General features: G+C 37.7%; 20 protein-coding genes. 8 read left to right on the forward strand and 12 right to left on the reverse strand.

Annotated elements, in window-relative coordinates:
- Window positions 1-154 precede the first annotated feature (154 nt).
- Window positions 155-820, forward strand: a complete 666-nt coding sequence (locus B9T35_RS12965; protein WP_086191528.1) for a response regulator transcription factor — start codon at window positions 155-157, stop codon at window positions 818-820.
- A 212-nt stretch (window positions 821-1,032) separates the two neighbouring features.
- On the opposite strand, the gene ppk1 is transcribed toward B9T35_RS12965, so the two are convergent.
- Together ppk1 and thrH are read right to left on the reverse strand one after the other, a co-directional pair.
- Window positions 1,033-3,111, reverse strand: a complete 2,079-nt coding sequence (gene ppk1, locus B9T35_RS12970) for a polyphosphate kinase 1 (protein WP_086191529.1) — start codon at window positions 3,109-3,111, stop codon at window positions 1,033-1,035.
- A gap of 103 nt (window positions 3,112-3,214) precedes the next feature.
- Window positions 3,215-3,832, reverse strand: a complete 618-nt coding sequence (gene thrH, locus B9T35_RS12975) for a bifunctional phosphoserine phosphatase/homoserine phosphotransferase ThrH (RefSeq protein WP_086191530.1) — start codon at window positions 3,830-3,832, stop codon at window positions 3,215-3,217.
- A gap of 193 nt (window positions 3,833-4,025) precedes the next feature.
- Between thrH and B9T35_RS12980 the strand changes: the two genes are divergently transcribed.
- On the forward strand, window positions 4,026-4,760 hold the full coding sequence (locus tag B9T35_RS12980) for a phosphoadenylyl-sulfate reductase (RefSeq protein WP_086191531.1): 735 nt from the start codon (window positions 4,026-4,028) through the stop codon (window positions 4,758-4,760).
- Window positions 4,761-4,933: 173 nt separating this feature from the next.
- The gene (locus tag B9T35_RS12985) at window positions 4,934-6,319 is read left to right on the forward strand and encodes a WS/DGAT/MGAT family O-acyltransferase (protein ID WP_086191532.1); all 1,386 of its coding nucleotides are present in this window, start codon (window positions 4,934-4,936) and stop codon (window positions 6,317-6,319) included.
- A gap of 52 nt (window positions 6,320-6,371) precedes the next feature.
- On the opposite strand, the gene B9T35_RS18435 is transcribed toward B9T35_RS12985, so the two are convergent.
- The 6 genes from B9T35_RS18435 to B9T35_RS13010 all read right to left on the reverse strand — a co-directional run bounded on the left by B9T35_RS18435 (window position 6,372) and on the right by B9T35_RS13010 (window position 11,122).
- The gene (locus tag B9T35_RS18435) at window positions 6,372-6,545 is read right to left on the reverse strand and encodes a PA1571 family protein (RefSeq protein WP_171264281.1); all 174 of its coding nucleotides are present in this window, start codon (window positions 6,543-6,545) and stop codon (window positions 6,372-6,374) included.
- Window positions 6,546-6,677: 132 nt separating this feature from the next.
- On the reverse strand, window positions 6,678-8,132 hold the full coding sequence (rng, locus tag B9T35_RS12990) for a ribonuclease G (RefSeq protein WP_086191533.1): 1,455 nt from the start codon (window positions 8,130-8,132) through the stop codon (window positions 6,678-6,680).
- A 38-nt stretch (window positions 8,133-8,170) separates the two neighbouring features.
- The gene (locus B9T35_RS12995; protein WP_086191534.1) at window positions 8,171-8,737 is read right to left on the reverse strand and encodes a Maf-like protein; all 567 of its coding nucleotides are present in this window, start codon (window positions 8,735-8,737) and stop codon (window positions 8,171-8,173) included.
- On the reverse strand, window positions 8,725-9,222 hold the full coding sequence (mreD, locus tag B9T35_RS13000; protein ID WP_086191535.1) for a rod shape-determining protein MreD: 498 nt from the start codon (window positions 9,220-9,222) through the stop codon (window positions 8,725-8,727). Before mreD ends, B9T35_RS12995 begins: the two co-directional genes overlap by 13 nt.
- Window positions 9,209-10,066 carry a rod shape-determining protein MreC gene (gene mreC, locus B9T35_RS13005; RefSeq protein WP_086191536.1) on the reverse strand — a complete coding sequence of 286 codons (858 nt, stop codon included), beginning with the start codon at window positions 10,064-10,066 and terminating at the stop codon, window positions 9,209-9,211. The genes mreD and mreC overlap by 14 nt, the downstream gene beginning before the upstream one ends.
- A gap of 15 nt (window positions 10,067-10,081) precedes the next feature.
- Window positions 10,082-11,122, reverse strand: coding sequence for a rod shape-determining protein (locus B9T35_RS13010; RefSeq protein ID WP_086191537.1), 1,041 nt, complete (start codon window positions 11,120-11,122; stop codon window positions 10,082-10,084).
- A 133-nt stretch (window positions 11,123-11,255) separates the two neighbouring features.
- On the opposite strand from B9T35_RS13010, the gene gatC reads away from it, so the two are divergent.
- Genes gatC through gatB form a run of 3 tightly spaced genes read left to right on the forward strand, consistent with a single transcriptional unit; the run spans window position 11,256 to window position 14,551 of the window.
- A complete protein-coding gene (gene gatC / locus B9T35_RS13015) occupies window positions 11,256-11,570 on the forward strand; it encodes an Asp-tRNA(Asn)/Glu-tRNA(Gln) amidotransferase subunit GatC (protein WP_086191538.1) in 315 nt (104 codons plus the stop codon).
- Window positions 11,571-11,621: 51 nt separating this feature from the next.
- Window positions 11,622-13,100 carry an Asp-tRNA(Asn)/Glu-tRNA(Gln) amidotransferase subunit GatA gene (gatA, locus tag B9T35_RS13020; protein WP_086191539.1) on the forward strand — a complete coding sequence of 493 codons (1,479 nt, stop codon included), beginning with the start codon at window positions 11,622-11,624 and terminating at the stop codon, window positions 13,098-13,100.
- Window positions 13,100-14,551: an Asp-tRNA(Asn)/Glu-tRNA(Gln) amidotransferase subunit GatB gene (gene gatB, locus B9T35_RS13025; protein WP_086191540.1), complete on the forward strand. Its 1,452-nt coding sequence runs from the start codon at window positions 13,100-13,102 to the stop codon at window positions 14,549-14,551. The genes gatA and gatB overlap by 1 nt, the downstream gene beginning before the upstream one ends.
- Window positions 14,552-14,606: 55 nt before the next feature.
- Here gatB and B9T35_RS13030 read toward each other — a convergent pair whose 3' ends face one another.
- The 4 genes from B9T35_RS13030 to B9T35_RS13045 all read right to left on the reverse strand — a co-directional run bounded on the left by B9T35_RS13030 (window position 14,607) and on the right by B9T35_RS13045 (window position 19,204).
- A complete protein-coding gene (locus B9T35_RS13030; protein ID WP_086191541.1) occupies window positions 14,607-15,980 on the reverse strand; it encodes a putative phage abortive infection protein in 1,374 nt (457 codons plus the stop codon).
- Between the two features lie 502 nt (window positions 15,981-16,482).
- Window positions 16,483-17,007, reverse strand: coding sequence for a hypothetical protein (locus B9T35_RS13035; RefSeq protein WP_086191542.1), 525 nt, complete (start codon window positions 17,005-17,007; stop codon window positions 16,483-16,485).
- A gap of 133 nt (window positions 17,008-17,140) precedes the next feature.
- A complete protein-coding gene (locus tag B9T35_RS13040) occupies window positions 17,141-18,127 on the reverse strand; it encodes a hypothetical protein (protein ID WP_086191543.1) in 987 nt (328 codons plus the stop codon).
- Between the two features lie 192 nt (window positions 18,128-18,319).
- The gene (locus tag B9T35_RS13045) at window positions 18,320-19,204 is read right to left on the reverse strand and encodes a LysR family transcriptional regulator (RefSeq protein ID WP_086191544.1); all 885 of its coding nucleotides are present in this window, start codon (window positions 19,202-19,204) and stop codon (window positions 18,320-18,322) included.
- Between the two features lie 139 nt (window positions 19,205-19,343).
- On the opposite strand from B9T35_RS13045, the gene B9T35_RS13050 reads away from it, so the two are divergent.
- Both B9T35_RS13050 and B9T35_RS13055 read left to right on the forward strand, forming a co-directional pair.
- Complete coding sequence (locus B9T35_RS13050) at window positions 19,344-19,925, forward strand: chromate transporter (RefSeq protein WP_086191545.1); 582 nt, start codon at window positions 19,344-19,346, stop codon at window positions 19,923-19,925.
- A gap of 4 nt (window positions 19,926-19,929) precedes the next feature.
- Entirely contained in the window at window positions 19,930-20,451 is a 522-nt protein-coding gene (locus B9T35_RS13055; protein WP_086191546.1) for a chromate transporter, read from the forward strand.
- Window positions 20,452-20,461: the final 10 nt, after the last annotated feature.

The raw sequence follows: 20,461 nt of genomic DNA on the forward strand, positions 1-20,461 counted from the left end.
TAATTAAAATTAAAATAATTATTTTTACCAATTCTAACAAAGACTTAAATTTAATTTTATGTATAAATATACCCAGTTTTAGGGATTGAGAAATGTGGTCAAGTATTACAATGTAATCCTATAAAATAAAATTATATATGTTGTGAGAAAGACCATGCCTGATGAAATTACCCTAGCCATACCTGTGCTTATTGTAGAAGATGACCCACTGATTCAAATCAGATTAAAAGGAATCCTTTTATCTTTAGGATATTCAATAAATCAGATCTTAATTTCTGCAAGCATTCAAGATGCAAAATTAAGAATTGCATTAAATTCACCTCATTTTACTTTGCTTGATTTAGGTCTACCTGATGGTAATGGCATAGAGTTAATTTCCCTTTTAAAGCAAAATAATCCTCAAACGTCAATTCTCATTATCTCTGCATGGAGTACTGAAGATACAGTTCTCAATGCTTTAAAAATGGGTGCAACTGGCTATGTTTTAAAAGAACGAGATGATTTAGAAGTCACTTTAGCTATTCGGAATATCTTCCGAGGTGGAGCGCCGATTAGCCCTTTTATTGCTGAAAAAATCTTAAATTTTCTAGACCAGTCTGATTCGATTAATTCACAAGATTCAAATCAAATGAATCATCAACACACTTTATCTGCCCATGAAATTAAAATACTGACGTTAGTCTCTCAAGGTTTTAGCAATAAAGAAATTTCTACGCAATTTTCGTTATCGAAACATCATATTGATGGTGATATTAAACATATTTATCAAAAACTTGCTCAAAAGAGCGCATCTTCAAAAAGTCCTCATTATCATATTTGAGGTTTTTATTTCTAATTTACTTTTATTTAAACACATGATTTAAAATTAAATACTATTATAATTCAGTTATCTCAACTCTTATTTTACTAAATTTTATTCATTTACTTTTTATTATAATATTTTATTTAATTCAAAAAAATCCAATTTGTATATACATTTAACCCCTCTGAGCTCCCCAAATTTGGAAAACTCAGAAATTCAAATCACAATGATTAGCCAACAATCGTGTTTAATAATATCTGCTGAGCATTATGGGGTTCTTCCCCTTCTTTCATCTTCACACGCATCCAAGTCCCATCACCTTGTAACAACCAAGCTCTTTGATTATCTTGAAGGTAGTTGACCAAACCTTGTTGATAGATACGTTTTTTCAATGCTGGATCTTCAATTGGGAAACAGACTTCGACACGATTAAATAGATTACGATCCATCCAATCCGCACTCGAACAGTAAATACGTGGATTACCTGCATTACTAAAATAGTAAACACGTGTATGCTCAAGGAAACGTCCGACAATTGAACGAACACGAATATTTTCAGATAAGTTAGGTAGCCCTGGACGTAAGCAACAAATCGAACGAATAATCAAATCAATTTGCACACCTGCCTGTGAAGCTTCATATAATTTATTAATCAGTTGCACTTCAGTTAACGCATTAACCTTCACAATAATTTGCGCAGGTTTGCCTGCTTTGGCATTGGCAATTTCATCTTCAATGAAAGCAATCAATTGTGCATGTAAAGTAAAAGGTGCATGTAAAAGCTTTTTAAGCTTCGCCATTTTCCCCATACCTGTTAGTTCTTGGAAGATACGATGCACATCTTCGCATAGCTCTTTTTCAGTTGTGAGCAAACCATAATCTGTATAGATTCGTGCATTGGTTGCGTGATAGTTACCTGTACCTAAATGTACATAACGAACTAATTTATTATTCTCACGGCGTACAACCAAAATCATTTTAGCATGGGTTTTATAACCGACAATGCCGTAAACAACTACCGCACCCGCTTCTTGAAGAACGTTTGCTACTGCAATATTGGATTCTTCATCAAAGCGAGCACGTAACTCAATGACAGCTGTAACTTCTTTGCCATTACGTGCTGCTTCCGCCAATACTTGTACAATTTCAGAATCTGCACCACTACGATATAAAGTCTGCTTAATCGCAAGTACTTGCGGATCTCGTGCAGCTTCACGCAATAGATTAATGACTGGTGCAAAAGATTCAAATGGATGGTGTAGTAAAATATCCTGCTTTTGCATCGCAGAAAAAATATTCTCAGTCTTTTTCAGTACTTTTGGAATTGCTGGCACATGAGAGTCATAACGAAGATGGGGGCGTTTAAAATTCGAAACTAAACGTGCTAAATTCACTGGGCCATCAACACGATACAATTGCTCTTCTTCTAAATCGAACTCATCTAAAAGATATTCATAAATATGTTTTGGACAATTTTCAGTAACTTCCAAACGAACTGCACGACCAAAACGGCGTGAACTTAATTCACCTTTTAATGCTTTTGCTAAATCTTCAACATCTTCATTGAGTGCTAAATCGGCATTACGGGTAACACGGAATTGATAGCAACCTGTTGCCGTCATCCCTGGGAATAAATCTGATACATGTTCATGAATGATTGCAGATAACATTACAAAGTGTTCTTTTCCACCTGTTAATTCATCTGGTAAGCGAACAACACGCGGTAATGAACGTGGCGCAGGAACGACTGCTAAATCGATTTGACGACCAAAAGCATCTTTACCTTCTAAAGTCACAATAAAATTTAAACTTTTATTTACTAATCGAGGAAATGGATGAGCAGGATCTAAACTGATTGGAGTTAAAACGGGTGCAACCTGTTCTTGGAAATATTTTTTAATCCAAACAGACTGAGCAGGCGTTAACTCTCCACGGCGTAAAAAACAAATATCTGCTTCACGCAACTTTGGAAAAATTTCTTCATTTAAAATACGATATTGACGTTCTATTGCTTCATGCGTTGTTTTAGAAATTTCTTCTAATACTTGTTTTGGTGTCAAACCATCTGGAGTACGGCTTTCATTCCCCAGTGTCAACTCCTCCATCACACCTGCAACACGAATTTCAAAAAATTCATCCATGTTTCGAGAAAAAATTAATAAAAAATTCATACGCTCTAACAGTGGATGTAATGGATCTACAGCCTGCTCAAGTACACGTAAATGAAAATCTAAAATTGAAAGCTCACGATTAATGTATCGTTCGTTATAAGTATATTCTATGGGTGTATTGCTAACTGCGGTATTCATGCAACTAACCTGCATTCAAGTGATATGACGCAAGTATGCTTCAAATTTGTGACAATTTCATAAAAAAAAGCGCAACAGAATGCGCTTTTTTTTAATCGAATTGTTAAGCAGGAATATCTCGTACAGAAGCATTACGAATTGCTTGCTTTAATGCTTCATAACCATGAATTGGTGGGAATTGTGGAAATTCTGCAATCACATTAGCAGGGGCATCAAACAAGAAGCCTGCATCTGCTTCACCAAGCATCGTTGTATCATTATACGAATCGCCTGCTGCAATCACACGGTAATTCAAACCATGTAAAGCTTTTACCGCTTCACGTTTTTGATCAGGCTGACGTAATTTATACGCCGTGATCATACCATTATCATCAGTTTCTAACTTATGGCAAAAAATGGTTGGCCAGCCCAATTGTTTCATTAAAGGATGAGCAAATTCATAAAAAGTATCAGAAAGAATAATCAACTGAAAATGCGTACGAATCCATTCTACAAATTCTTTTGCACCAGGAAAGGGTCCCATATCTGCAATCACAGCTTGAATATCATTCAAACCTAAGCCATGTTCTTTTAAAATATTCAGACGTTGTGTCATTAACACATCATAGTCTGGAATATCACGAGTGGTTGCTTCTAATTCTTTAATACCTGTTTTTTTTGCAAAATTGATCCAGATTTCTGGAACCAATACACCCTCAAGATCTAGACAAACGATTTCCATGGGTTCTCCCGAATGTTGGTGAAAAAATTTGCACTATCATAGCATTAAGAATTACTTTTGTAGCTGTAGATTTTTAAATCAATATTATTCATAAGTATCTATTTTTAAGTGCTAAGCAGAATATTTCATTTACTTTAAAATACGATGAATTTCAATATATAAATAGCTTCCAAGCTAGTTGCCAGGAGCAGAAATGACTGCCATACCAACCGTTGATATTATAGATGCGCTTGCTGCTGAATATGCAGATCAGTCGCCTTCTGAAATTTTAGCTTTAGCCTTAAACCAAGAAGGTGAAATTGCACTTTCCTTTTCTGGTGCAGAAGATGTCGTTTTAATTGATATGGCATCTCACTTAGGCAAACCATTTCGTGTGTTTAGCTTAGACACAGGACGTTTGCATTCGGAAACCTATCAATTTATTGAAAAAGTTCGCAAACATTATAATATTGAGATTGAAATTTGTTTTCCTGAATCAGAAGCCGTACAAACATTTGTGAAAAATAAAGGTTTGTTTAGTTTTTTTGAAGATGGTCATCAGGAATGCTGTGGGATTCGTAAAGTACAACCTTTACGTAAAAAACTTGCCACTTTAGACGGTTGGATTACAGGGCAACGTAAAGATCAAAGCCCAGGAACACGTGATGAAATCCCAGTGATTCAAGCGGATGTAGGCTTTTCTGGTGAAGGCAAGCAATTGATTAAATACAATCCACTGGCAAACTGGTCAAGCGACGAGGTATGGAGCTATATTCGTATGATGGAAGTGCCATACAATGCACTACATGAAAAAGGTTTTGTTTCAATTGGTTGTGAACCCTGCACTCGTCCAGTTTTGCCAAATCAACATGAACGTGAAGGTCGTTGGTGGTGGGAAGAAGCTACACATAAAGAATGTGGCTTACATGCAGGAAACTTAAAAAAATAATAGTAAAATAAAGCCATTGATATTCTTTGGCTTTTTTCTAAACTATCAATTCATTATTTTTTTAGATTTTTTTCTACAAAAAGCACTATACTTAAGATTCAGATTTATAATTCTAAAAAGCCAGCACTCATACATGAGCTGTTGTTGATTTTGCAGTGAGGCAAACCAAAACCATGCGCCCATTACACCCAATTGATTTAATCTTTCTTACATTAGAAAAACGCCAACAGCCAATGCATGTTGGTGGTCTTTTTTTATTTCAAATTCCTGAACACGCACCTTCGACTTTTATTCAAGATCTTGTTGCAGATATTCGTAGTTCAAAATCAAAACCAATCGCACCATTTAACAATCGTCTAAGTGGTCTGTTTTGGGATGAAGATGAGGAGTTCGATATTGATCATCATTTCCGCCATATTGCCCTCCCTCATCCAGGGCGTATTCGTGAATTATTGGTCTATATTTCACAAGAACACAGTAGTTTAATTGACCGTGCTAAACCGTTATGGACTTGCCATATTATTGAAGGCATTGAAGGCAATCGTTTTGCCATGTACTTTAAAATCCATCATGCTATGGTGGATGGTATTGCAGGCATGCGCTTAGTTGAAAAATCGCTTTCTAAAAATCTTGAAGATAAAAGCATTGTGCCACCTTGGTGTGTTGAAGGTCCTCGTGCCAAACGCTTAAAAGAAACCAAAGCCAGCAAAATTAAGAAAATTCTAACCACGATTAAGGGGCAACTTGAAGCTACCCCTAAAGTTACGCAAGAATTGTTTCAAACCGTCTTTAAAGAGATGGGCAAAAACCCTGATTATGTTTCGAGTTTTCAAGCACCGAGTAGTTTATTCAACCAACGTGTGAGTTCTTCTCGACGTTTTGCAGCTCAATCTTTTGATTTGGACCGTTTCCGTGATATTTCAAAGGCTTTGGGTGTAACCATTAATGACGTGGTGCTTGCAGTATGTTCTGGTGCATTACGTGAATATTTAATCACACAAGATGCATTGCCGAAAAAGCCACTGATTGCAATGGTACCTGCATCAGTCCGCGATGATGATTCTGAAGTCAGTAATCGAATCACTATGATTCTTGCCAACTTAGGTACACACAAAGAAGACCCGATAGAACGCTTAGAGATTATTAAGCGTAGTGTTCAAAATTCGAAAAATCGCTTTAAACGCATGAGTGCAAATCAAATTTTAAATTACAGTGCGTTTGTTTATGGGCCAGCAGGACTAAATATCGCATCGGGCATCATGCCAAAACGCCAAGCTTTTAATGTGATTATCTCGAATGTTCCGGGACCAAAAGAACCATTGTATTGGAATGGTGCAAGATTGGATGCACTCTACCCTGCATCCATTGTATTGGACGGACAAGCGCTGAACATCACCATGACCAGTTATTTAGATAAACTTGAAGTGGGCTTAACAGGTTGTCGTAATACTTTGCCAAAAATGCAGAACTTACTGACTCATTTAGAGACTGAAATTCAACGTTTTGAAAAACTCATTGCAACAAAAGATGCTGAAACTGCAACGGTTAAAAACAAATAAAGCCTATAAAATAGGCTCAATTTTATCAATTAGGGGACTTTAAAACAGTCCCTTAATTTTTTACATTACGACATTTATTCAAAAGTTGATGACATACTGAAACCACCATATCTTTCGTAATTTGTACTTCTTTACCGCTATCATCAAGCATGACGCATGTATTTTTCTTTTTACCGTCTAATACATGACTTAAACCGCTATTGATTACTTGTTCACTTATATTCATTCTTGACCTCACTTGCTAAGACTTTATACAGGGAGATTGTCTTTGGCTACTTGTTGTAATTAGTATTGTAAAATCGCGAATAAAAGTAAAATTTCAGATGTAACAAGTGTTTAACGATATTCTGTTACAATTTCAACTCAGAATGATATCGTATTGCTCTTGTGTATATAAATTTTCGACTTGGAATTTCACCACTCGACTAATAAAATGCTCTAAATCCGCGACAGCTGGGGCTTCTGCTGTTAATAGGCGATCGATAACAGATGGATGGGCAACAACAGTAAAGCCAGTCTGTGATTCATAAGCACGAGCATATCTTAAAATTTCTCGAAAAATTTCGTAACATACTGACTCCGCTGTTTTCACATATCCGCGTCCTTGACAAGTCGGACATGATTCACATAACAAATGCTCAAGTGATTCACGTGTTCTTTTACGTGTCATTTCAACCAAACCCAACTCTGAAACTTGGGTGATTTTGGTCTTTGCATGATCGCGTTCAAGCATTTTGTCAAACTGACACATGACTTCATTTCGATGCGCTGCTTCCTGCATATCAATAAAGTCGATAATAATGATGCCACCCAAGTTGCGTAGTCTTAATTGACGAGCAATGACTTGAGTTGCCTCCATATTGGTTTTAAATACCGTATCTTCTAATGATCGCCCACCCACATATGAACCTGTATTCACATCAATAGTAGTCATCGCTTCGGTCTGATCAATCATCAAATACCCACCCGACTTTAATGCAACACGTGTTTGCAAAGCCTTTTGAATATCTTCTTCAACATTATAGAGGTCAAAGATTGGCCGTTCACCCGGATAGTGAATCAAACGATTCTGCATATTCGGAACAAACTCATCCACAAATTCTTTTAATTTGGCATGAATTTCACGAGAATCTACCGAAATTTTAGCTGTTTCATTATTGGCTAAATCACGAATCACTCGTTGCGGTAATGGAAGCTCTTCAAAAATTAATGAAGGTACAATGATATTTTTTTGCTTACGTTGAATATATTCCCAAAGTTTAGCCAAATACGCCATATCTTGAGCAATGGCAGCTTCCTCAATGCCTTCAGCAGCAGTACGAACAATCACTGATCCGGGTAATTTATGCTCAGCTTGAATACGTTCAATCATAGAACGTAAGCGATCACGCTCTTGTTCCGACTCTATACGCTGCGATACACCAATGTGACTACCAAACGGCATCAGAACCAAATAACGCGAAGGAATGGAAAGATCTGTACTTAAACGTGCACCCTTCGTGCCCAACATGTCTTTCATCACTTGCACAGTCAGAATTTGCCCAGGTTGCAACAATTCAAAAACATTAGGAACTGGCTGGTTTTTTGGCCAAACCATATCATTGATATGTAAAAAGGCTGTGCGAGATAATCCAATATCTACAAAAGCAGCCTGCATACCGGGCAGAACACGGACAACTTTGCCTTTATAAACATTGCCGACTAAACCACGTTTTACAGTACGCTCAATAAACAACTCGTTGACCGTGCCATTTTGGATTAACGCAACCCGACACTCCATAGGCGTGACGTTAATCAATAACTCGTCAGACATAACAAAACTCAAAACATTATAAAAATTCTTTTCAGTGGTTAATTTAGTGCCTTAACCGCTTTTAATAACTGTATTGTTTCATATAAAGGTAAACCTACTACATTGCTATAACTCCCTTCAATTCGAGGGATGTATTGTGCAGCAATGCCTTGAATCGCATACGCGCCTGCTTTTCCCAGTGGTTCTCCAGTCGCCCAATAATCTTCCATGTCATTGAGGCTGAGTTTTTGAAATTCGACTTGAGTTCGAACCACCGTGCTGATTGTTTTTGTAGCGTGCGCAACACAAACGCCTGTGAGCACATCATGCTTTCGATTGGATAGCATAGACCAAATTTCAAAAGCGTGTTGTTTATTTTTAGGCTTGCCGATAATTTTATCATCTAAAGCCAAGCTGGTATCTGCAGCAATAATCGTGGCTTGAGGATGAGTCACTAAAACAACCTGTGCCTTCACCTCAGCCAATCGCTTAACATAGGCTTCTACAAGCTCACCCTCTAGAACTGATTCATCAATATCAGGACTATAGATATCAAAATCTAATCCCAACTGCTGAAGCAGTTCTTTGCGTCGAGGAGAGCTAGAAGCTAGTATTAAATTCGCCATTTTCTTAAAAAATAATAAAGAACTGGCCAAGATAAAATACTGGTCAGTAAAGGTTGCCAATGCCTTGTGATAGAGAAATGAACGCCTGCCATCACTTGCGCCATTAAGATAATCACCAGATGTGCAAAAATCGCCAATGAAGCAATCACCCATAAATTACTAAAGGTGAGCACCCTTCTTTCACGAATAAAATAACGTGTAAAGAAAGCAATCGTGACATAGCTCAAGGCATTCAAACCCAAAGGAGCATCAAGCAATAAGTCTGTAAATAACCCCATGATAAATGCAAACCATACTCCACACCATGTTGGCTGACACAACACCCAAAACAACATGATCATCATCATAAAAAGGGGTCGCCAACCAGCAATTGGGTATGACAAAGGATATACCATTAAAATCGAACCAATCACGATTGAAATTATAATCACGATCAATGGATCTTTACGTTGCTTTTCCGAAGATAATTTTTTAGCGATCAACATTTGGCTGCTCCATCGCTAAAGAATCGGAAAATAATACAACGACATGATGCCCACCCGCCAATTGTGCGGCAGGTTTGACATCAATCTGTGCAAACTCACCTGTATTGTGACGCATGACTTTCGACACCATACCCACCAAATAGCCTGCAGGGAAATGTTGCCCTAAACCTGAACTATATACTTTATCACCCACTTTAATATTGGCGCTGGTCGGTACATATTCCATTTTCAGACGACCCAAATCACCTGTGCCTGAAACAATAGCGCGCATACCTGAGTTTTCAAGTCGCACAGACAATGAATGTTCTTTATCTGACAGCAACATGACTCGACTACTGTGCGGATATACACTGATCAGTTGACCCATCACACCTTTATCATCTAAAACAGTTTGCCCCACTTTTAAATGACTATAAGAACCGCGATTAATCACAATAATATGGCGTAAAGGATCGGCATCTGTACCAATCACTTCTGCAATTTCCATTCGTCCATCTATAATCAATGGCGTGTCTAAAAGTCCGCGTAAACGCGTATTTTCAGCAGAAAGTTCAGAAAGTTTTTGCAGACGCACTTGAGCCTGTAGCAGTTCAGCTTGCATTGCCGTATTTTCACGACGAAGCTGTGCTTCAGATTTGGTTTGTTGATTCAGCCATTCTTTCGACAATACAGGATAGCTTGCAAGGGCATATATTGGATTATATGCTGCGTACAAGACATCTCTTGCAGGTTGAATCACATGCGGCATGCGCCAGTTGAAAAAAAGCACAACAAAACATGTGATCACTGCAATGATGAAAGAGCGAAAAGATGGCGGTTGTCTTGAAAAGAGATTCGGTTGCACCGCCTCGTCCTTAGCTTAGCCTACAAAAAGCATATCGTGGTTAGGATTATCAAAGAACTCTAATACTTTACCGCCACCGCGAGTAACGCAAGTTAAAGGATCTTCAGCAACAACCACAGGCAAGCCCGTTTCTTGTGCAAGCAATTTATCAAGGTTACGTAACAATGCACCACCGCCTGTCAATACAATACCGCGTTCGGCAATATCAGATGACAATTCAGGAGGTGTTTGCTCTAATGCAGATTTCACAGCAGAAACAATGCTTTGTAATGGATCTGAAATTGCTTGGCAAATTTCATCTGAAGTGACAGTAATTGCACGAGGTACACCTTCAGCCAAATTACGACCACGAACTTCAATTTCTAAAGTTGTGCCATCTGGAAGAGCCATACCCACTTCTTTTTTAATAATTTCAGCAGTGGTTTCACCAATCACGCAACCATGTGCTTTACGCACATAATTAATGATTTGCTCATCAAATACATCGCCACCAATACGTAATGAGTCTGCGTAGACACAACCTTGAAGTGAAATAATCGCAATTTCAGTGGTACCGCCACCAACATCAACAACCATTGAACCACATGCTTGTTCTACTGGCATACCCGCACCAATTGCAGCAGCCATAGGCTCTTCAATTAAGCGTACATCACGTGCACCTGCATTAAACACAGCTTCACGAATGGCACGACGTTCAACTAAAGTTGATTTGCAAGGTACACAGACCACAACACGGGGTGCAGGTGGGAATAAACGTTTTTCGTGCACTTTACCAATAAATTGATTTAACATGGTTTCAGTGACTTCAAAATCTGCGATTACGCCATCTTTCATTGGACGGATTGCAGAAATATTTGCTGGTGTACGGCCAAGCATGCGCTTAGCATCTAAACCTACAGCAGCAACAATTTTCTGTGAACCACTGTGACGAATCGCCACAACTGTCGGTTCATTTAATATAATGCCCCGTCCTGGTGCATAAATAAGTGTATTAGCAGTGCCTAAATCAATGGCAAGATCTGGCGAAAACAAGCCAATTAGTCGTTTTAGAATCACGGGTCGTTCTCAGTTAAACTTTATGTGGACGCAAGATGGCAACTTTAACTAAATGTGATGCTTTGAACAAGTCAATCGCTTATTATAACGCATGATATTTTGAAATTTTTTAATACTGATTAGGTAAGACATCATGACAACATCAGATGCTCAGCATCCTGCAGACTTAAATGCACAAACTGTTTCGGGCATTGCCAATCTTGCTCGATTGTCATTGAATGAAACGCAATCTGCTGAATATGCTCAAAGTTTAAATAAAATCTTAGGAATGATGGAAAGCTTAAAAGGCATTGATACCGATGGTATTGAGCCATTAAAGAGCCCTTTCGACCATCCACAACCATTACGCCAAGACGTGGTGACTGAAAGTAATCATCGCGAAGAATATCAAGCGATTGCTCCTGCTGTTCAGGATGGTTTGTACCTTGTCCCTCGTGTGATTGAATAATTTACAATCAGTTGAACCTATTTTTAAATTTAATCGTAAAGAATTGTACTCATGACTGATTTACACCGTTTATCGATTCGTGAAATGGCTGAAGGTCTAAAAACTGCTCAGTTTTCTTCACGTGAATTGACGCAACATTATTTAGACCGTATTGCAAAAATTGATGCACAAGTTAAATCTTATGTAACAGTTACTGCCGAACAAGCACTCCTCCAAGCAGATGCCGCAGATGGCTTACTCAAATCTGGCATGTCAGGCGCTTTAACAGGTGTACCACTTGCACATAAAGATATTTTCTGTACGCAAGGTATTCGTACCTCTGCGGGTTCAAAAATGCTGGATAATTTTATCTCGCCTTATGATGCAACAGTGGTCGCTAAAGCAAAACAAGCAGGCTTAGTAACTTTAGGTAAAGTGAACATGGACGAATTTGCCATGGGATCAACCTCTGAAAATTCTTATTACGGCGCAACGGCAAACCCGTGGAACTTAAGTCATGTTCCGGGTGGATCTTCTGGTGGTTCTGCTGCGGCTGTGGCTGCTGATCTTGCACCTTTTGCAACAGGTACAGATACAGGAGGTTCAATTCGTCAACCTGCATCTTTTTGTGGTCTTACAGGCTTAAAACCAACGTATGGCCGTGTGTCTCGTTTCGGTATGATTGCGTATGCATCATCACTCGATCAAGGCGGGCCATTGGCACGTTCTGCTGAAGATTGTGCTTACCTGATGGATGTGATTGCAGGTCATGACCAAAAAGATTCAACTTCAGTTAATAAAGAAGTTGATAACTATGTTGCTCAGTTGAATAACACAGCGGTTAAAGGCTTACGCATTGGTATTCCGAAACAATACTTTAACGTTGTAGGCTTAGATGCTGAAGTTAAAGCACGTGTTGAAGAATCATTGAAAAAATTACAAGACATGGGCGCAATTCTAGTTGAGATTGATCTCGACATGGTTGAAAGCTATGTACCAACCTATTACTTGATTGCCCCTGCTGAAGCATCTTCAAACTTGTCACGTTATGACGGCGTTCGTTATGGCTACCGTTGTGAAAATCCTGTTGATTTAGAAGACCTTTATAAACGTTCACGTTCAGAAGGTTTTGGTGCAGAAGTTCAACGTCGTATCTTGATTGGTACCTATGCGTTATCTGCGGGTTATTACGATGCGTATTATGTGAAAGCACAAAAAGTACGTCGTTTAATTCAACAAGACTTCTTAAAAGCATTTGAAAATGTCGATGTAATTGCTGCTCCATCAGCACCGACCACTGCTTATAAAATTGGTGCGTCTTTAGATCCTGTTGAAATGTACTTGGGTGATATCTACACCATCGCAGTTAACTTGGCAGGTCTACCTGCAATTAATGCGCCTGTTGGTTTTGATTCAAACAACTTACCTGTTGGCTTACAGCTCATTGGTAACTATTGGTCAGAATCTCAATTATTGTCTGTGGTACATCAGTACCAACAAGCAACCGATTGGCATACCAAACGTGCGGCAATTGCTGAGGAGAAAGCATAATGGCGAAGCTTATTGATGGTTGGGAAGTGGTGATTGGTTTAGAAATCCATACACAACTACAAACCAAGACTAAAATTTTCTCAGGTTCTTCGACTGAATTTGGTCAAGACCCAAATACGCAAGCCAGTCTTGTTGATTTGGCAATGCCGGGTGTTTTACCAGTACTGAACCAAGCCGTTGTCGATTTAGCGGTTCGTTTCGGTTTAGGGATTGATGCTTATATCGATCAAGCCTCTGTGTTTGCACGTAAAAACTATTTTTATCCAGACTCTCCGAAAGGCTACCAAATCAGCCAAATGGACAATCCGATTGTTGGCTTAGGTCATGTCGATATTCAGCTTGAAGATGGCTCTGTGAAGCGCATAGGCGTTACACGTGCACACTTAGAGGAAGATGCAGGTAAATCGATTCATGGTGCTGTTGCAGGCATGACAGGTATCGATTTAAACCGTGCATGTACGCCTTTGCTTGAGATTGTTTCTGAACCTGACATGCGTTCCGTTGAAGAAGCAGTTGCTTATGTGAAAACCATTCACACATTGGTACGTTGGTTGGGCATTTCTGACGGTAACATGGCGGAAGGTTCATTCCGTTGTGACTGTAACGTGTCTTTACGTCGTCCGGGCAATGAGTTTGGTACACGTTGTGAATTGAAAAACATCAACTCTTTCCGTTTCATTGAGCAAGCGATTAATGTTGAAATTGAACGCCAAATGGATATTTTGGAAAATGGTGGTTCAATCAAACAAGAAACACGTTTGTTCGATCCTGTGAAAATGGAAACACGTTCAATGCGTTCTAAGGAAGAAGCCAACGATTATCGTTACTTCCCTGACCCAGACTTGCTTCCTGTGATTATTACAGATGAGCAAATTGAACGTATCCGTGCGGAACTTCCTGAGCTTCCAGTCGCGCGTCGTGCTCGTTTTGTTTCAGAGCATCAATTGTCTGAATATGATTCGCATGTTTTGACATTGTCACGTGAAATGGCTGATTTTTATGAAGCGGTTGTGGTTGCTGCGGGTGGTGCGAAGCAAGCAAAATTGGCTGCAAACTGGGTGATGGGTGAATTCTCTGCCGCTTTAAATAAAGCTAGTTTAGAACTTCAAAATTCGCCTGTTTCTGCTGAGCAATTGGGTGGCATGGTTGCTCGTATTGTGGACAATACCATTAGCGGTAAAATTGCGAAGCAAGTGTTCGGCTTTATGTGGGATGAAGGCAAAACTGCGGACGAAATTATTGCGGAAAAAGGCTTGAAACAGGAAACTGATACAGGTGCGATTGAAGCAATTATTAAGGAAGTTCTTGCTGCCAACGAGAAGATGGTTGAAGAGTTTAAAGCAGGTAAAGAAAAAGCCTTTAATGGTCTTGTTGGTCAAGTGATGAAAGCGTCTAAAGGAAAAGCCAACCCTGCTCAAGTGAATGAGTTAATGAAGAAATTGATTAGTTAATCTGATCTTTCTTAAAAAAAACCCGCTTTAGAGCGGGTTTTTTAGGGCTATCTTATTAGTTAGAATAAGGATTGATAACATCTCTGATAATTGATACGCTGTTAACTACAAGAACTATTTCTACACCTTTCTGTGTTAAAAAAAATTCAGCCTCTTTCGGCTGTCCATCATACAATACACTACCAAAGGTATTATTACTTTGTATAACTTTATTACCTTTAGTTTCAAATATAATTTTTTCGTTTTTAAAATCTATTTTTACGATAAAAGTTATATTTCCTCCGTTCCTATCTTTATACGGAATTTCTATATCATTTCTATAAAACATTAAAAAATATTTAAAAATAAAACATTTTTCCTTTTCAATTTTTAAAGGAAAAATTAAAGCTAGAGCAGTATGATTATTAAATTCTTTAAAGTAATCAGATTTATCTAGAACCTTTAATTCATATTTAAATAAAGTCTTTAGCAAGATAAAATTTATATTCTTTTCATTAATTAAGCTATAGAATGGCATATGCTCTAAAAAATTAAAATCTTCTAGATATTTTTTATATTTAGGAAATTCATCGTAACAATTAACCGATAATAGTTGAAGAATTTTGATTGGTATATTTGCTCTCAATATATTGGTATATGATTTTTTTAGATCAGTTTTATTATCATCAATTTTTTCATCAATATTCTTGAAAATTTGGAACATGCACATAAAATATTGAGAAACATCAGCATTTATTAAAATTAATTTTCTTTTATCAGTAATATCTTGTTCTTCATTTCTTAGAAAAATGTCTATATATAAGTTATCTAAGTTTGAGAATTTCTCTTGTCCGTGTTGATCCTTTTCATTAGGTACAAATACCAATTGTGCTTCTAAGTTTTTTAAATGCTGTAACATTCCCCAAAATACAGTATCAAACTGTTGCACTTGTAAAACTTCATTACTATTTCTCAATTCTGTTCTACTCACTTCCAAAGTTTTCGAAGTGACACGCCATGTAGCAAATAAAAGTAAAATACTAAAAAAACCAATGATTGGATTTAGTGTTCCTCCAATAAAATCACCAAATGTTCCCCAATCTCCGATTGGATTAGTTTCTTTTTCCCCCTGCTTTGATTCGGAGTTTAATTGTGGATATTCTTTTAAGACTAACGAGCCATTTTGAAAATTAACAGTTTGATCTAAATAAGGCAAATATAAGTTATTCCATAAAATAAATCCTGAAAAAACAACTATAAAGCCAAAAACCACCCCACAAACTATGGTACAAATATTGATTTCTAGTTTTGTCTTTTTTTTGCAATTTTCACAAAACTCTTTCAAACTTTCAATTAATTTATATAATAAATTCCACTTAGCCTCAGCTAACCAAAGAAAAAAGATAAAAACTATAACGCCACAAACTAGCAATACTAAATTTAAATACATAGTAAGTCATTTGATTATACGAAAAATTAATTATAACGAAATTAATTAACACTATAAATGAAACACAACTATCACGAATACTTAGAAAACACTCAAACACCTGATTCTTTTATCCTCAATATTTAAATTCATCACCCTAAAATCAAAAATCACTCCAATTTTCCTTATAGTTTCTTCAATTTTTCAGCCTCTTCCAATCCAAAATCAAAAGCCTCGCTCCTCTTATCGGTTCTATTACCATATTACAATCATCAATGATTATTAAATTACTTCAAAAATCAAACAACCAAAACCACTCTAAACACCCCCCTCATCTTTATTCTCAACCACCATGCAACTTCACAATCGACAAACCTAAACCACCCGTTTGCACTTTTTTATGACGAATGCCATCCACCTGATAAAACCGTTCAAGCAGATGCGTCAATGCTGTTTACTTATAAGCGTATTTGTATCAAAACACCTGCTTTAGATTAATAATCTGTAAATCAAACAAGAGGGATCACTCCCCTCTCACCACACCTAATTTATTCCAAAGATCAGGCGTTAAAAAAGTCACTACCAACTTATTTAAATCGATATATTTGACCACACCATTTAACTGCTGTTTAATCTCAGGAGTTTTCAAAATTTCCTCACCTGTAATACTACCAAGCTCCTGAAAACTCTCACCAACAGCTTGTAAACCATCAGCTTTAATCACAGCTTGCGCTTGTGTAGAACACTGTTCCGTTAAAATCCGCTGTAACGTCTGCGCTAAATTTTTATCTAAAGCGGTTTTTTGCTCAGGCGTTACATTGCTAAAAGCTTTCAATTCAGGATGCTGTGCCAATGCAGTAAACGTCCATTGCAATACTGTGGTTTTATCTGCTTCGGTGGTCGATTTCACCAAACATTCACTGAGCTGATTGACTGCCTGCCCTGCATTGGCGAATTGCATAGCCCCCAATAAGGTCACAGCCATCAATACAGAACGGCTCATCAATGAAAACCTTTGGCGAAGAACAACAGAAATACGGTGTGACATAAGGAGAATACTCATACAAAATCAAATTCTTTGTACCACACATCCCCACTATTCACGTGTTATGACTCTGTAAACTGAATATCTCAAAGTTGAAACTTAAACGTGAGTAAAACTCAAAATCATCCCACTAGATTTACTTTATCTGGCTCAACAAATGCTTCGCCCCAGCATGATTTTGATTACTCGCTAAACTTTGTAAAATCGTTTTTGCACGCACCTTAGGATTCGCAAAACGACTGCTATAACTTGGAACATTGATTAAACAACGCGCAACAAGTACACCTGATTCAGCATAAACATTGGTTCCACCTGCATTTTGCAACTTTCCAAGATTATAAGCATATTGCGCATTATTACAGGCATTGACCTGATTTTTACCATTGGCTAAATCTCTACGTGCAACCACATAAGCTTTTAGCTGTTGTTGCTGAGGAGTTTCAATCACTTTCTCAGGTTGTTTAATCGGTAATTCTGGAATTTGTTTTGTCTCTTTTTTGGCTTCAATATTTTTTAAAGGGACTACTTTTTCTACAACTGGAGCTGTAACTGCTTTAACCACTTGGTTATTGTTATTCTTCTTTTTAGCGACAACATTATTTGCCGAACCAATATTTTCATAGAATTTTTTACTTTCATCTAAACTCATAATTCGAGTCTGAAGTTTCACCACACGCGTTTCATTGGCCTCATCTAATTTTCGCTCTGCAACAGGCTCAATAGACACGATCCAATTCTGTCCATCACTCTGTACACATCGGTAAGCACCTATACCTAGTTTCACACTGCTATAGGTTGCCAATAATTTCTTCGCCCAATGATCTTTAACCAAACTCATTGAACTTTTATATACTGGAGAAAACTTACCCCCTTTGGCGGCACAATAAGCACTTAAATATTTTTTAGGATATAAAGATTGAACCTCTTTATCACCTCCATGCGCCCCCCAAGAATAAACGTATTCTTGTGCATCCCCATTTTGACCATTTAGCTTTTTTTGTGTAATTAATTCTTGAGGCGAAGCATAACTTTTAAATGAATCTACATTCAAATGATCAAGGCTCGTACAACCATGTAAAGCAATGCCAATCCCACCAATCAGGATGAATGTTTTTAAATTCACAGCTCTATTCTCTATTCTTTTGAAGCTCTGAAAATATATGAAAAACAAGTAAAAGAACAGAGTCAAAATATTGATTTTATTGTTTATTTAATCATAGACAAATATGACTGATTATTTAAAATCCACAATAAACACCAATTAAAAAACACTTAGAGTCAAAAGCATGAATTAAACAACATTTCTTGCTTTAAACTATTTCAATAAATTCAAAATATGACTTAAACGAATGTGATCAAAATCCTGTTTATACACCGCATAAATTGGGGCTATACACGGCGTATCTGCATGTAAAGTTTTATAGATAATTTGCTTATTCCAAAAATCTCGAATCGCCTCAGGAACAATCGATAAGCCAATGCCTGCTGCAATCAAATTTAAACTAGACGTTAGACGTGGTGCTTCCTGCACAATTTTCGGACTAAATCCCGCCTGATAACAACTGGCCAAAATATTATCAAACAAATCCTGACCTGCTAAACGGCGATATAACACAAAATCATAGGGCTCTAAATCTAAGATATGAATGGCATCTTGTTGCACTGCCAGTGGATGGTTATTCGGTAAAGCCACAATTAAAGGCTCATCTAACACATGTAAACTGGTTAAACCCAAACCGATGGGTGCAGGTTTACGTAGAAAAACAATATCATTCTTTTCATTAATAATAGAGTCAATCAGAGAGCTACTGCCATCCTCTTCCAAATGAATAGAAACTGCAGAAAAGGCTTCACGAAAATTACGTAATAATGCAGGTAAAAATGGATGTAGACCCACAGAGTTGGTGAATCCAATACTCATCTGCCCTTCTAAACCTTGCGCGATATTTTGCACTCGCTTCGGAATTGCTTGAGCATGAGCCAAGATCGTTAATGCTTCTTGGTACAAAGCCTTGCCTGCTTCCGTTACCTCAACTCCACGAGGTAACCGTTTAAGTAAAGTCGCCTTTAACTCATCTTCTAAACTTTTGATCATTCGAGTTAAAGGCGGTTGTTGCATATTTAAACGGACAGCAGCACGGGAAATATTGCTTTCCTCTACTACAACCACAAAAGCATTCAATTTATGAATATCAATCATTCCTGCCTTACTCATACTTTATTGATATGGATCACAGCAAAAATAGCATTTTTCAACATATCTAAACAAGCGCATACTCGCCTCAAGATTTAATCAAACACACGATTTTCATCCAAGCAAAACATATATGAGGCGAAGCATGAATACTGAAGCAATTCCAATGGAACACTTACAAGATATTCCAGATTGCAAAGCTTTATTTTCAGGTTTTATGAAACTTGGCTTAATGGGTTTTGGCGGGGTATTACCTTTAGCGCATCGCTTAATTGTTGAAGATCAAAAGTGGCTTAATGCTGAAGAATTTACCAATTTATTGGGCGTTTGCCAAATCCTCCCTGGCGGTAATATTGTCAACATGGCAGTAGCAATTGGTTATGATTTTCAAGGTATTAAAGGCGCAATCAGTGCCGTCTTTGGATTAATGCTAGCACCAACTATTATCGTGATTAGCTTATATCAACTTTATGCACAATTTCAGTCAATTCCAACTGTAAAACATATGATTGAGGGTTTAGCTGCTGCAGCAGCAGGTTTGTTATTTGCGACGGGTCTAAAAATGCTTAAACCGATTATGAAAAAAAAGCTGACCTACTTCACTATCGCATTAACCATCATTTTTATGTTGTTGATTAAGCTGCCATTGGCACTGACTTTAGTGATTTTAATGGGCATAAACATGATGATTCTTATGGCTCAACAACCTAAAAAAACACAGGAGTAAAAACATGCTTTATCTTCTCGTTGCCCTAGCTCTTGTTTTTACTCAACTTTCATTGTTGGCTTTTGGGGGTGGTAATGCCATTTTACCCGAGATGCAATATCAGGTCGTGACTGTACATCAATGGATGACAGCTGAGCAATTCAGCTCCATGTTTGCCATGGCACAAGCCGCTCCGGGACCGAATATGATGATTGTGCCCTTGGTCGGCTGGCATGTCGCAGGACCAATGGGTTTACTGGTCACCTCTTTAGCGAAGTTTGGACCATCATCAATCATTACCATCTTTGCACTTAAATTTTGGAATAGCTTTAAAGACAATCCTTTGCGTACCAAATTTGAAAAAGCATTGAAACCGATTACCGTGGGATTGGTTTTGGTCAGTGCATGGATTATTGCAGGCGCTTCTGCACAGAATGTTTTATTGGTTGTTATTGTCGCTGTGGTCGCTTGCCTAAGTTTATTTAGAAATGTTCACCCAGTTTGGTTAATGCTAATTGGAGCAGGAACAGGAGCCCTATTTTTATAAAGGATATGAA

Source organism: Acinetobacter sp. ANC 3832, assembly GCF_002135415.1.
In the GTDB taxonomy this organism is placed as follows: Bacteria; Pseudomonadota; Gammaproteobacteria; order Pseudomonadales; family Moraxellaceae; genus Acinetobacter.